We start from the raw sequence: 14,050 nt of genomic DNA on the forward strand, positions 1-14,050 counted from the left end.
TTATCGCTAAAATACGCAGGTATGAGTGAATATTAGCGAGCTGTGGTGGATGAGCTAGGCAATTCAATTTGAATTTTTAGCCCACTGCGCTGGCCGGCGTCATCCATATAATTTTGAGCTTTGATAGTACCGCCCACGGCCTCAATTTGTCGGTGGGCTAACGCCAACCCTAAACCAAAGCCAGTGCTTTGCGATGTATCTATTCGTTCGCCTTTGGATACTCTGGCTTTATCTACCCGAAAGAAAGGCTTAAAGATGTCCCCAAGCATATGTTCAGGCACACCGGGGCCATTGTCTTTTACACATAGCCGGTAACCCTTCTCGGTGCTGCTGAGCAGTACCTCTACTTCCGATTTTTCTGGGGTATGCCGCAATGCGTTGCGAATAATATTCTCTATTGCTTGGCCCAATGCTATTTGGCTGCTTTGGGTCAGCGGCGCTTTTTTTGGCAGCGTGCTAACAAGGTTTTTGTCGGGGTATTCGAATCGTGCGTCTTCGCATATAACCTGTATTAATTCCACCAAATCGAAGTCTTCAGCGTTTAACTGTGGAGACTCGGTATTTAACCAAGCGAGAGTAAGCGTGTCTTCCACTAGGTTGCGCATAGTAGATGCTTCGTAGCGAAGTCGCGCTAATGCTTGTTGCGGGTTAATTTGCTGCTCTACAAAATCAACCGCCATATCTATACGTGTTAAGGGTGTACGCAATTCATGAGACAAATCTGCTAGCAACTGACGTTGATTATAAATAAGTTTGCTGGTTCTATCGGCCATCATATCGAAAGTAACGGCTAAGCGGGTAAGCTCGTCATTCCGCTCAAGCAGCGATGCATTGGTTCTTACATCATAATGCCCGGCGCTGAAAGATTTTGTGACGTTTTCCAGCTTTCTTAAAGGCGACATAACGTGGCGGTATAACACTAAACTTAATATGCACAGTAATATTAGCGGCAGTGCAATTTGCAGCATGGCATTGGCATATAGCAGCATGGCACCTGGGCGCATGCGTTGGGGTAGTTCAATTAAAAGGTGGGTATTGGCGTCGGCAAAGGGAATTTCCATTACGGGGTTTTGCTGAAAATATAAGTGTATTTTCCACTCCACACTTCTGCCGTATTGAAAGCGGTCGAAAAAGGGTTTGTAGATAGTAGAGTCGGCCAGAGGAGTAATCTCTGAACTGACTACGCCTACCCACGTTTGCTCTTTTTCTTGAAGCATCTTAAGCCAAACTGACAAGGCTTCTTCGCCTTCATTTGTCCAAATTTCATCGGCTTTTTTTCCGTAATTTAGCAATTGCTGTTGATGTTCTTGTGCAATAAAGCTCATGCTAGATTCGGTATGATTTGTTAACCAGTCAATGGCCCAAAACAGCAGTACAGTACCCACGCCAATAACAGTACACATTCGCCAAAACAGGGTATATTTCATGAAAACCGATAGCCCTTTCCGTGAAGCGTAGAAAGCCTTTCTGGCGGCATACCTGCTTCTACAAGCTTTTTACGTACACGGCTGATGTGCATGTCCAAACTTCTATCGTAACGGCTGAATGGCCTGTTAAGCACGCTTTGATATAAGAAGGCTTTGGTCATCACTTCATGGTGATTTTCTAGCAACACCCATAACAACTTAAATTGAATGGGGGTGAGCTCAACGTCGTGACCTGAAAAGCAAACATCTTGCTTTATTCGGTTAAGTTGAAGCTCATCAATGATTAACTGTGAAGCTTGTTTGGGGGGGATAGCGTCTCGCTGGCTACGACGTAGTAAAGCCTCTATTCTAAGCATCATTTCTGTGAAGTTAAACGGCTTAGGCAAGTAATCATCAGCGCCTTTTCTATAGCCTTCAATACGCTCTTGCTCAGCGCCACTGGCGGTAATCATCATTACCGGAGTATGCTTAACTTTTCGAATTTGATTCAAAACAGCCAAGCCATTCAGCGAAGGTAACAAAATATCGAGTAAAATAAGATCGAAGCTTTCCTGCAGCGCCGCTAACAAGCCTTTCTGGCCATCTAGGCACTGCGTAGTGGTAAACCCTTTTTCTTTTAGCAGCCTAGCTACCTGATCGCTAAGGGTTATATCGTCTTCTATTATTAAAATGCGAGCGGCAGACATAGTATGTACCCAAGTTGAGAGACTACATGCTATTGATAATTGTTCTTATTTGCAAGTTGGTTGAGGTATCGCTTCCAAATAGTGAGCATATTTGCTACTTTCAGGCCACATTACGCAATATTGTACATAAGTACCTTTATCTTTTTCTTCATCTTAAAACGGCTAGGATCAGTCATGCCTTCTTATTTTCATAATTCACTTTTAATTGTATTGAGTCTGCTTTTTATCGTCACTGGTTGTAGTAATAACGCCAGTCAAATGTCCTCAGACGCAGACTCAGTGAGCGAAGATGAATCTGCAACTACCCTAACCGGTACTTGGCAGGTGGAGAGTATCGACATGGGTGGCATTATCGATAGCAGTATGATGACCGTAGAGTTGGTAACAAAAAATAGAATTTCCGGCTTTACTGGCTGTAATCAATTCTCAGGCATACTTAATTTACAAGCGGGCGAATTAGCAGAAGGTGAGTTTGCAACGTCTAAACTGGTAACGACTCGCCGCGCGTGTGTAAGTGCCATGTCAGCGCAAGAACAGCGATTTGTGAAAGCGCTAGAAGCGGCAAGCCGTTACGAAATTCAAAAGGGCACCTGGTTGGTTATTTATGATAACGCCGGTAAGCAAAGACTGAAGTTAATAAGAATGTCGGTACAAGACACGGCGAAGAATGAAAAAATGGATGCTGCTACCACAGGAACGCATCAGTTTAATTGTGCGACAGCAGGAAACATTGTGGTGCGCTTTTTAGGCCCAGATACCATTAAGTTATCTGAAAATGGTAATATTCATATATTACAGCATGCGCGTTCAGCCTCAGGAGCGCGTTATATTGGCATGAATATAGAATTTTGGAATAAGGGAAGTTCAGCCGTTCTTAGCCTTCAAAATCAATCTTATTCATGCAGCAAATAACAAATTAATGACTTTTGAGTTTAAAACCACACTTCCCCGCCTTTCATAGGTTTTTTGCACATATAGCAGTTTTTCGCATCTCGTTACTTGCCAACTTTCCAAATTGGGTACTACGCTTAGTCCATATTGTAATCAACACTGACTAACGCGTTGCCTACTTACTCCCCTTCAATGTACAGAGTAAGTACCTTTATGACATTGAACACACGTCATGCATATTTCGCTCGGTTTAATCGGGCGTGATGAAGGAGTAGTGGCAAAGTATAAGGAGATCCTTTTGCATTCAAACGTGGAAAGTTCATCTACACATTCAAAAAGTAGCGCTAACCTCTATCTGGTGGGCGTAGTGGTAGGGTTATTAGCGGCTTGGGCTCTGTTCTTTCTAGGCTCAGCGCTGTTCGGCTTTGTTTTGCTTACGGTGGTATTAATCGGCTTTGTCGCTTATTCGTCAAGTAAGAACACCTCGTCTGATGCTAATTCCTCTATGGAAGAAACACAGTCCAGCACCAGTCATGTAGAAGATAATATTGCATTAGCAGGGGGGGAGATTGCTCATTCGCTATCAATATGTGAGGGCAATTTATCTTCTATTAGAACAACCCAAGATGATGCTGTTGTTACCCTTAGCCAAGCCTTTACCAGTTTAAAAGACCTTGTGGCAGAACAGGTTAATTGCATTGATGCCCTGCTAAGCGTTGATACATCAAACAGCACCGCTTACTCAGATAAAATGCGCAATTTTGCTCAAGATACCGACAGCACCCTTGTAAGCTTTATCGATTCCACAGAAAAAATGTCTTCTTCAACGCAGCATTTAATGAGCCAAGTACAAATCATTCAACAAGCAATGCCTACGGTTATCGATGCCCTTAGCGGAATAGACGATATTTCAGCCCAAACTAATTTGCTAGCGTTAAATGCAGCCATTGAAGCGGCGCGAGCCGGTGAAGCGGGAAGGGGCTTTGCCGTGGTGGCCGATGAAGTACGGGCGTTATCTACCCGCTCAACCCAGTTCAGTGATGTTATTAAGAAGCAGGTAGAAAATATTAAAGGTCTGGTAGATAAGCTCACAGAAACTGCCGAGTTCGTTGCTTCTCAAGATATTTCCCATGTGGTTGAAGCCAAAGACCATATCAGTAAAGAGCTAAAAGACATTATTCGCAAAGCAGAATCAGACCAAGTTACCACCAAGCAACTAGAGGGTATTGGCCAACAACTTGATGATGCAATAAATAACGCGATAAGAGGCATGCAGTTTGGCGATATAAATGGCCAGCACATTGATTATACAAAAGATATTGTGAAATTTATTATCGAGCGACTCCAACAATTAGAGCCTGAAAATTTGGAAGCATTTGCTTCTGAATTAAAGGCTTACCAACAAGCGCTTGCCCAACGAGGAAAAACCGATCATAACCCAGTATCTGCAACATCCATGCAGTCGGGAGAGGTAGAGTTATTCTAGGGTACAAAGGATTTTGACATCAAAAGTTATTACTTTTAAGCAGTGAGGGAATAGAAAGGATGAGCAAGCATATTTTAGTAGTCGACGATTCTATATCAATTCGTCAAATGGTAGAGATGACCTTAAAAGGTGCTGGCTACACGGTTACTACCGCACAAGATGGTCAAGAAGCATTAGACAAATGTAAGTCTCAGCAATTTGGGTTTGTATTGACCGACCAAAATATGCCTCGCATGGACGGTTTAACACTCATCAAAAATTTACGTAGTTTAAGCGGTTTCAATCGCACGCCTATTGTAATGCTTACCACAGAAGCAGGCCCAGAGATGAAAGCCAAAGGGAAAGCGGCGGGTGCTACAGGTTGGATGGTGAAGCCTTTCGATCCTAATAAGCTGCTAGATGTGACAAAGCGCGTTTTGGGCTAATCCTCTTCACATCATACCGGCCTGGAAGGATTCAGAATGAGCATCGATATTGAGCAATTTCATGGCGTGTTTTTTGACGAGAGCGATGAGCATCTCGACGACATGGAACAACTGCTAATTAGCCTTGATGTAGACTCGCCTGACCCGGAAGAACTCAACAGTATTTTCCGCGCGGCCCATTCTATAAAAGGGGGCAGTGGCATTTTTGGTTTCAATGCCCTAATGAACCTTACCCATGTAATGGAAAACCTGCTAGATAAAGCCCGTAATCAAGAGATATCTGTTACCACCAATATCGTTAACCTGTTACTAGAAACCCTTGATGTATTAAAAGCGACGTTATCTGCCTATCGCGATCAGGTCGATGTGCCAGAACAAGCCATTGCCGTCAGTATTACCAAGCTGGAAAGGGCGCTATCTGAAATCCAAGGTGCAGCCGCGGCTGATACTTCTAACGGTGTCGATAACGCTAACGGCTTTGACAATAGCAACGGCAGTTCAGATGCTGACAGCAGCGATAGTTCAAATGACAACAGCGACGCCTTTGGCTTTTTTGATGATGAGCCCGACCTCACCACAAACATTAGCCAACAGGCCGAGATTAACGACGTTGAGTTGTCGACACAAAGTGATGATGGTTTTGGGTTCTTTGATGATACGCCCAGCGAAGCAGTCGCTAGCGCAGAAGACGACGGCTTCGGCTTTTTTGATGAACCAGAAATGCAGGTCTCTACACCAGCAGCCAGCGATAACAGCTATGGCTTTTTTGATACAACAGAGCTGCCTGAAAACAAGGCAACACCTGACAATTCTGAAGCCGTAATTTCACCTAAACTATTTGTGCTAGACCCTATTGCGGCAAAGGGTACAGGTGAAACATCTGCATTAAAGAAAAAGTCACCGCCAAAAGCGAGTGATGCTGCGCCGCCTATTAAGACGAATAAAAAAAGTGTTGGTCGCGATAGCGCTTCCATTCGAGTGGATACCAAAAAAATCGACTCTATGGTTAATTTAGTCGGCGAGCTCGTTATCACTCAATCTATGCTATCGATGATTGGACAGGAAGTAGATGGGCAAGTAGGTGAGCGTTTGCAAGTGGCGATAGACGAACTGCAGCGCAATACTCGTGAAATTCAAGAATCGGTAATGTCAGTCAGAATGTTACCGCTAACCGCTACATTTAATCGCTTCCCTAGGCTAGTTCGTGATTTGGCTGGCAAGCTAGATAAAAAAGTTGATTTAGTATTACAAGGCGCTCATACAGAAATCGACAAAAGCCTGATTGAAAAGCTTGTCGACCCATTAACGCATTTGGTTAGAAACAGTATCGATCATGGTATTGAGTTGCCCGAAAAGCGACGTGCCGCCGGTAAGCCCGAAATGGGAACCGTCATTCTAGGCGCTGAGCAAAAAGGCGGCAGTATTATTATTAAAATCATTGATGATGGCGGCGGGCTGAATAGGGCGCGTATTTTAGAAAAAGCACGTTCCAATGGTTTAACTGTTGACGATGACATGCCAGACAGCGAAGTGTGGCAGCTTATCTTTCAAGCTGGTTTTTCAACTGCCGAAGCGGTAACCGATGTGTCAGGCCGTGGTGTGGGTATGGATGTAGTAAAGCGGAATATTGAAGCCATTGGTGGACGGATTGAAATAGAGTCTTCATTAGGAGAGGGCTCAGGCTTTTTCATACATTTACCGCTTACCCTCGCTATTGTTGATGGCATGTGCGCGTCAGTTGGCAATCAGATTTTTGTCATACCTTTGCTTAACATTGTGGAGTCTTTTCAGCCCACTGCCAGCCAACTTAAAACCCTAGGCAACGATACGGTGCTTTATGTACGTGACCAATATTGGCCGCTTGTTCCACTTCACGATTATATGGACGTAGAAAACGCCAACCGTAAACCCACAGAAGCCATTGTTGTATTACTTGAAAGTAGTAAGAAACGCTTCGGAGTGCTGGTAGACGCCTTAGTTGGCCAGCAACAAGTGGTAATAAAGAGCCTGGAAGCTCACTATCGAAAAGTGGCTGGACTTGCCGGCGCTACTATTATGGGCGACGGAAAAGTTGCGCTTATTATCGATGCCGACTCTATCGCAACTACTTATACGTCAAGTCAATTAGAGGACATGCTCGCATGAGTGATACCGCATTACATCAGGCTGTTATCGGGGGCGATGACAAAGAATATCTAAGTTTCGTACTTGCCGATGAGCACTACGCTTTAGATATCAAAACGGTAAAAGAAATTCGTGGTTACGAGCAAGTCACTAAAATTGCTAATGCGCCAGCGTTTATAAAAGGGGTAATCAATTTGCGAGGGGACATTGTGCCTATTGTAGATTTACGCCTTAAATTCAACGTTGGCGAAGCCACATATACCGAATTTACTATTGTGATTATGCTCAATATACAAGATCGCATTGTGGGCATTGTGGTAGATGGCGTATCGGATGTTATTCGGTTAATGGAAGATCAAATTCTAGCACCGCCTGAATTTGGTGTGGCTTTTGATAGCCGGTACTTGCACGGGTTAACAGATGTAGATGGTCAGATGGTTATTCTGGTGAATATTGAAAGCCTTATCACCAGTGAAGAAATGGGCTTAGTTGCTCCCCAAAGCGTTAATGAGGACGCGTAACAGCTAAGACGGCAACGGTAAAAAATTTCGCAAATTTAGGATGAACTGGTTATGGGCGTGTTTAACTTTCTCAACAATGATGAGCTTAAAGCTGCACAGCACGAGGCGCAGCTTAAAACGCAAATTCTCGATGCAAGCACCGCTAGCATTATGGTAATTGATGGCGCGGGTAATATTGTATATCACAACCCTGCGTTTTTAGCGCTGGCGCAGCAATGCCCTGATGATTTTACGGTTTCCACTCATGGCGGCCATGCTTCTTTAAAAGGGCAAAATTTATCGGCAGTCATAAAAGGCAATACCCAACTGCTGAATCAAATATTGCAGTGCCGCGAAGAAAGTCTTTATGCGCAATTGGCTAAGAGTGTGTTTACCCTCAACATTACCCCCCTTAGTGCGTCAAGCTCAGAGCCCGCTCAGTATGTTGTGCAATGGAGTGATAACGAACAGGAAGATCAGCACGCGGGTATGGTTAGTGCCATTAACCAAAGCCAAGCGGTTATTCTTTTTTCTCCCGATGGCAATATTGTTAAAGCGAATGAAAATTTTCTGTCAGCCATGGGCTACTCAGAAAGCGAAATAGAAGGCAAACATCACAGCCTTTTTGTTACTCGAGAATACGCCAGTAGCCAAGAATACAAAGATTTTTGGTCGGTATTGCGAAGCGGTGAAGCACACAGCGGTGAGTTTTGCCGATTAAATAACAAGGGTGAAGACGTTTGGATCCAAGCTTCTTATAACCCTATTTTTGATCACAATGGCAAGGTTACCGCTATTGTGAAATTTGCTATTGATATCACCGCTGAGAAAAAGCAAAACGCCGATTATAAAGGGCAAATTGACGCCATTAGTAAGTCGCAAGCCGTTATCGAATTCGACTTACAAGGCAATATTCTTACCGCGAATGATAACTTTCTTAGTGTAATGGGGTATTCCCTAGAGGAAGTAAAGGGTAAGCATCACAGTACGTTCGTGGAAAGGGAGGTAAAACTTAGCCCTGAATACGCTGCTTTCTGGAAAGATTTGCAAGCGGGGAATTATCGAACAGGTGAATTTAAAAGGTTAGGTAAGGGGGGGAGTGAAATTTGGATCCAAGCTTCTTATAACCCTATTTTAGACAGCAACGGGCAACCTTTTAAGGTGGTAAAATTCGCCACTGATATTACCGCCGAAAAAGCTAAGAACGCTTACTTTGAAGGGCAGTTAACCGCAATAAGCAAATCTCAAGCGGTTATCGAGTTTGATTTAGATGGCGTGATTTTAGATGCCAACAGTAATTTCTTATCGGCGCTTGGTTACACCCTAGATGAAGTGAAAGGAAAGCATCACAGCATATTTGTAGAACCTGCTTTTAAAAATAGCCCAGAATACGCCGCCTTTTGGGAGCAATTGCGCAAAGGGGTTTATGCAAGTGGCGAGTACAAGCGTATTAGTAAACTAGGCAATGCTGTTTATATTCAGGCTTCGTATAATCCTATACTCGATCAAAACGGCAAACCCTTTAGGGTAGTGAAGTACGCTACCGACATTACGGGGCGCACGGTAGCAGTAGACAGTATCAAAACTGTGATGTCTAAGCTTACTGAAGGTGACTTACTGCATAACATTGAAGAACCACTAGATGGCGACTTTAAAGTGCTTGGTGAGTCTATTAACCAGTTTGTAGATGAACTACGCGATACCATTATCAAAATTCACGATGCGGTAGAAACCATCGATACCGCTTCTAATGAAATTGCGACAGGAAATGCCGACTTATCCAGTCGTACCGAGCAGCAAGCATCTAGCTTGGAAGAAACTGCATCGGCCATGGAAGAGCTTACCGGTACGGTAAAATTAAATGCGGAAAATGCCGACCAAGCAAAAGGTTTGGCTAGTCAGGCATCTGATGTGGCATCAGAAGGCGGAAAGGTGATTGAACAAGTAGTTCATACCATGGGGGAAATCAACGATTCGGCCCAGCGCATTTCTGACATTATTGGTGTTATTGACGGCATTGCATTTCAAACCAACATATTAGCCCTAAACGCCGCGGTAGAAGCGGCGCGAGCTGGCGAGCAAGGCCGGGGGTTTGCGGTAGTAGCATCGGAAGTACGCACATTAGCCCAGCGCTCAGCAGAAGCGGCTAAAGATATTAAAGGCCTTATTTCAACCTCGGTAGAGAAAATTACCAACGGTAATGTCTTGGTGAATAAATCTGGTGAAACCATGGCGGATATTGTGACGGCAATTAAGCGGGTGAACGACATTATGTCAGAAATTGCCGCAGCAAGTTCTGAGCAAGCCACCGGTATTCAAGAGGTCAACAACGCTGTTGTGCAAATGGATGAAATGACCCAACAAAATGCAGCACTTGTAGAGGAAGCGGCAGCCGCCGCAGACAGTATGAGGCAGCAGTCTGGGCAATTAGCACAGCGGGTAGCTGTATTTAAAGTGGGACAACAGAGCTTTAGTTCAGCCTCAACGTCATCGAATAGCATGGCATCGTTTCCTACATCCTCTCCAAGAGCGATATCGGGGCCGGGGCCTTCTAAGCCAAGAGTATCGTTAAACCCAATGTCGCCGGATGAAGCAGAGTGGGAGGCCTTTTAGTGTATGACCGAGTTACACGAAGTAGTGGCGCAAAGGGAATTTGCCTACAGTCGGCGAGACTTCGATAGAGTTAGGCGGCTACTGTTTGAGCGTGCCGGTATTCGCCTAGCCGACTCTAAAGATGCCATGGTGTATAGCCGCTTAGCGCGGCGCCTGCGCATATTAAAATTAACCCGTTTCAAAGACTACTTGGCAATGGTGGCCGACAACCACCAAGAACAAGAACATTTTGTTAATGCGCTAACGACAAATTTAACCTCTTTTTTCAGAGAACCTCATCATTTTGAAGCGCTTTCAACGTACTTAAAGCAGCACCCCAATACCAAACGCATTTGGTGTTCGGCCAGTAGTACAGGGGAGGAGCCTTATTCCATCGCGATGACAGTAGCGTCGGTATTTGGCACCTTTACTCCCCCTGTCTCTATTGTTGCCACTGATATCGACAGCCGAGTGCTACAAAAAGCCGCTGCAGGGATTTACAGTGCAAATGGCATTGATCAATTACCTCCTCATTATCGCGAACAGTTTTTCTACAAAGGCAAAGGCGCACAGTTAGGGAAAGTGCGTGTGGCCGATGAGCTTAGGCGCATGGTGCAGTTTGAAACCCTAAACTTGATGTCGCCCACATGGGACATTGAAAGCCCAATAGATATTATTTTTTGTCGAAACGTCATGATCTATTTCGATCGAGACACCCAGCGCAAAATTCTATCCCGAATGGTTAAGTTAATGACACCTGAGGGAATGTATGTAGCCGGTCATTCTGAAAACTTCACTATGTACCCTGAGTTGGTACGGCCTATGGGTAAAACTATTTACCGGCCAGTAAATTAAAAGGGGTTAGCAGTATGAGCCAAGATGAACAACCTATCAGTTACTTCGACAACCGATTTCGAAAAGAAGCCGTTAAATTATTACCAGGGCAGTACGTTGCCACCGCTTCTAATAAGGTGTTAGTCACTATTTTAGGGTCTTGTGTTGCCGCATGCATTTACGACCCAGAAAAGAAGATTGGCGGTATGAACCATTTTATGTTGCCTGAATTGAATTTAGCCAGCGAGCTAGATAGCAACCTTGCATCTAAATACGGTGTGCATGCTATGGATATGCTTATTGAAAAACTCATCACGCTAGGGGCAAGAAAGGAAAAGCTGGTGGCTAAAGCTTTTGGGGGCGGTAAAGTGCTTGCTGGGTTTGTGCAACAAGATATTGGCAGAATTAACGCTGAGTTTGTTGTTAACTATTTAACTAGGGAAAACATTCCACTATTAAATAGTGACTTAATGTCCGACTACGCCCGCAAAATATACTTTCTGCCGGATGAAGGTAATGTATATATGAAGCGAATTAGAAATTTTAATAATACCAGTTTGTATGAGCGTGAATCTAGCCACCGCGTGCTGCTATCTCAGCAAGCCACCCCCGATGATTTCTCGCTAACGGAGCCTGACAATGCCCATCAAAGTTCTCGTGGTAGATGACTCTGCGCTTATCAGGCAGTTATTATCTGAAATTATCAATAATGAAGCTGACATGCTTTTGGTTGGTGCGGCACCCGATGCGTTTGTAGCGAAAAAAATGGTGCAAGAGTTTAAGCCTAATGTGATCACCCTTGATATTGAAATGCCCAAGGTGGATGGCTTACGGTTTTTAGAAGTTATGATGAAAGCCTGCCCTACACCGGTTGTTATGGTGTCTACGTTAACGGAAAAAGGGGCTGATGCTACACTTCGTTCGTTAGAACTAGGCGCGGTAGATTTTGTACCAAAACCCAAGCTGGGTGTGGCTCAAGGTATGGAAAAGTATCGTTCGGTAATAACGGAAAAAATTAGAATGGCGGCGCACTCCACACTAAGTGCACCTACACAATCGCGCGCATCCCAACATGCTGCTATGCGCTACACGGGTAGCGAAAAAGTGATAGGAATGGGGGCGTCTACTGGCGGCACAGAAGCGATTAAAGATGTACTCATGCATTTCCCTAAAAACGCGCCTGCTACTGTTATTACCCAACATATGCCGCCGGGCTTTACGACAACCTACGCCCGTAGGCTAAACAGCCTGTGTGAAATAGAGGTAAGTGAAGCAAAAGGCGGTGAGCGTCTGTTACCAGGGCATGCCTATTTAGCACCAGGTGATAAGCACTTGGTTGTTGAGCGCAGCGGCGCAGATTATCGTATTGCCTTATCTGATGGCCCAAGAGAATCGGGGCACAAACCGTCTGTAGACGTACTTTTTAATTCACTAGCGGCTAATGCTGGGGCAAATGCTGTAGGGGTGTTGCTAACCGGTATGGGACGTGACGGCGCTAACGGTTTATTGCATATGAAACAACAAGGCGCCACTACGTTCTGCCAAGATGAAAAAAGCTGTGTTGTGTTTGGTATGCCCAAGGTGGCAATAGAATTAAATGCGGCCAGTTACGTTACACCGCTAGCTTCGCTAGCAGATGCTATACTCGATACGTTAGAGTCGATTGGCGTGGGTACACGGCTATAATTAGATTTTGTTTAATCTATGTTGTCGCTAAGTTTTCCACTTGGCTTGTTAGCTGATTTAATTGATGTTTTAATAAAGCGGATTTGTTGTCACGATAACATTGCTGTTACAGAAAGCTGTTACTGTAACCTCAACTAAGGAAGGGTTCTCGTGAAAGCTTACACCAGGTCGATAACAAGATAAGAAACATTAGCAACACCTCTAAAATCATGAGCAATACGAATACATGATGAGGTAAATAAAAGGCATGGGACGTTGCGGTATACCTCAATTTATTATCATTAGGTATAATTCGTAACACCTAAAAATAAGATCATAATTGCTATAGTTTCAACACAATCAGGGTATCGGATAGCCTTATCTCTATCTAAATAAATGAGCTTGAACTATATCAGGCCGTTGGGGAATCGTATGAAACAGCAAGCTATAATCGCATCAGTCGCATTATTAATTTCTTCTGCAGCCTTAGCAAATGGCGGGTTTCAGCCAACCGCTAAAGCGTGCGTGAATGTGGGTAAAGAAATTTCACGAGTTAGTGGTGAAATGGATGCAGCGAAATCGGGTATTCAAAAGTCTTGGTTAAAGCGTCAGTTGGGTGCGCTAGAAACTAAGCGTTCAAACTGTTCGACTAACGGGTTTAAAGGCAGACAATTAGTTGCTAAAACTGATAACTAAAGCCTGCTACACTTTATATACCAAGGGTGCTTTATGCGCCCTTTTTCATTTCTTGTTCAAGCCCAGTTAAACTTTCTACGTTCAAATCGGGTGAAAGCCCCAACGGATACATCATTTTGCCAGGTCTGTTTACAAACGTGGTTTGCATACCTATGGCCTTTGCACCACTCACATCCCACCCATGTGCCGCTACCATCATGGCATCTTCTGGCTCAACGCCAACTTCTTTGCACGCCCAGCGATACACATCGGGGTAGGGCTTATACGTTTTAATTTTTTCTGTGCTCAGTACATGCGAAAAGCATTCACTGATGCCTGCAAATTCCAGTTGCGCTTTTAGTCCTTCAATAGAGGAGTTAGATAGCGCCACTAACGGCACGTTTAATGACTGAAGCTTTGAAAGTGTCGGCTTCACATCATCATGCGCTGGAAGCTTGGTAATGTGGCTCTTTATGGCATTAAGGGCTTCATCTTCAGATACGTTAAAACCTTTACTATGCGCCACCATCACCAAGGCAGCTGCCCCAATATTGATAAAATCATGAAATTGGTTAGAAGCTATATCGACAAGCGAGTGATGCAAAAGGTTGGCGAACCACAAATCGACCAAGTCTTCATTGCCACCGAGTAATGGCGCTAAACCATGCTTCATTTCTGCCATATCAAGCAAGGTTTCGTTAATGTCGAAAAAAATCGCTTTAGGTGCTGTCATAGTGGTAACTCC

The 14,050-nt window shown here is 44.3% G+C and carries 13 protein-coding genes; 10 read left to right on the top strand and 3 right to left on the bottom strand.

From position 1 onward, the window contains the following. Window positions 1-32 precede the first annotated feature (32 nt). The gene (locus J5X92_RS16550; protein ID WP_208806141.1) at window positions 33-1,427 is read right to left on the bottom strand and encodes a sensor histidine kinase; all 1,395 of its coding nucleotides are present in this window, start codon (window positions 1,425-1,427) and stop codon (window positions 33-35) included. Next, a complete protein-coding gene (locus J5X92_RS16555; protein WP_126872396.1) occupies window positions 1,424-2,113 on the bottom strand; it encodes a response regulator transcription factor in 690 nt (229 codons plus the stop codon). Before J5X92_RS16555 ends, J5X92_RS16550 begins: the two co-directional genes overlap by 4 nt. Window positions 2,114-2,287: 174 nt before the next feature. On the opposite strand from J5X92_RS16555, the gene J5X92_RS16560 reads away from it, so the two are divergent. The 10 genes from J5X92_RS16560 to J5X92_RS16605 all read left to right on the top strand — a co-directional run bounded on the left by J5X92_RS16560 (window position 2,288) and on the right by J5X92_RS16605 (window position 13,326). Further along, on the top strand, window positions 2,288-3,025 hold the full coding sequence (locus J5X92_RS16560; protein ID WP_126872397.1) for an META domain-containing protein: 738 nt from the start codon (window positions 2,288-2,290) through the stop codon (window positions 3,023-3,025). Window positions 3,026-3,314: 289 nt separating this feature from the next. Continuing rightward, the gene (locus J5X92_RS16565; protein ID WP_208806157.1) at window positions 3,315-4,490 is read left to right on the top strand and encodes a methyl-accepting chemotaxis protein; all 1,176 of its coding nucleotides are present in this window, start codon (window positions 3,315-3,317) and stop codon (window positions 4,488-4,490) included. A 59-nt stretch (window positions 4,491-4,549) separates the two neighbouring features. Beyond that, window positions 4,550-4,915: a response regulator gene (locus J5X92_RS16570; protein ID WP_013785776.1), complete on the top strand. Its 366-nt coding sequence runs from the start codon at window positions 4,550-4,552 to the stop codon at window positions 4,913-4,915. Window positions 4,916-4,951: 36 nt separating this feature from the next. Next, window positions 4,952-7,060: a chemotaxis protein CheW gene (locus J5X92_RS16575; RefSeq protein WP_208806142.1), complete on the top strand. Its 2,109-nt coding sequence runs from the start codon at window positions 4,952-4,954 to the stop codon at window positions 7,058-7,060. Next, window positions 7,057-7,560, top strand: a complete 504-nt coding sequence (locus J5X92_RS16580; protein ID WP_013785774.1) for a chemotaxis protein CheW — start codon at window positions 7,057-7,059, stop codon at window positions 7,558-7,560. The genes J5X92_RS16575 and J5X92_RS16580 overlap by 4 nt, the downstream gene beginning before the upstream one ends. Window positions 7,561-7,611: 51 nt before the next feature. Further along, window positions 7,612-10,152 (top strand): methyl-accepting chemotaxis protein, encoded by a 2,541-nt coding sequence (locus J5X92_RS16585; protein ID WP_208806143.1) that lies wholly within the window; start codon window positions 7,612-7,614, stop codon window positions 10,150-10,152. A gap of 3 nt (window positions 10,153-10,155) precedes the next feature. After that, window positions 10,156-10,986 (top strand): CheR family methyltransferase, encoded by an 831-nt coding sequence (locus J5X92_RS16590; protein ID WP_208806144.1) that lies wholly within the window; start codon window positions 10,156-10,158, stop codon window positions 10,984-10,986. Between the two features lie 14 nt (window positions 10,987-11,000). Beyond that, window positions 11,001-11,633, top strand: coding sequence for a chemoreceptor glutamine deamidase CheD (gene cheD, locus J5X92_RS16595; RefSeq protein ID WP_013785771.1), 633 nt, complete (start codon window positions 11,001-11,003; stop codon window positions 11,631-11,633). Next, complete coding sequence (locus tag J5X92_RS16600) at window positions 11,605-12,651, top strand: chemotaxis response regulator protein-glutamate methylesterase (protein WP_208806145.1); 1,047 nt, start codon at window positions 11,605-11,607, stop codon at window positions 12,649-12,651. Before cheD ends, J5X92_RS16600 begins: the two co-directional genes overlap by 29 nt. A gap of 411 nt (window positions 12,652-13,062) precedes the next feature. Beyond that, entirely contained in the window at window positions 13,063-13,326 is a 264-nt protein-coding gene (locus J5X92_RS16605; RefSeq protein WP_129735897.1) for a hypothetical protein, read from the top strand. Window positions 13,327-13,357: 31 nt separating this feature from the next. Here J5X92_RS16605 and J5X92_RS16610 read toward each other — a convergent pair whose 3' ends face one another. Continuing rightward, a complete protein-coding gene (locus tag J5X92_RS16610; RefSeq protein ID WP_208806146.1) occupies window positions 13,358-14,038 on the bottom strand; it encodes a haloacid dehalogenase type II in 681 nt (226 codons plus the stop codon). Between the last annotated feature and the right edge of the window lie 12 nt (window positions 14,039-14,050).

This window comes from Alteromonas sp. K632G, assembly GCF_017653625.1.
GTDB lineage: Bacteria > Pseudomonadota > Gammaproteobacteria > Enterobacterales > Alteromonadaceae > Alteromonas > Alteromonas naphthalenivorans.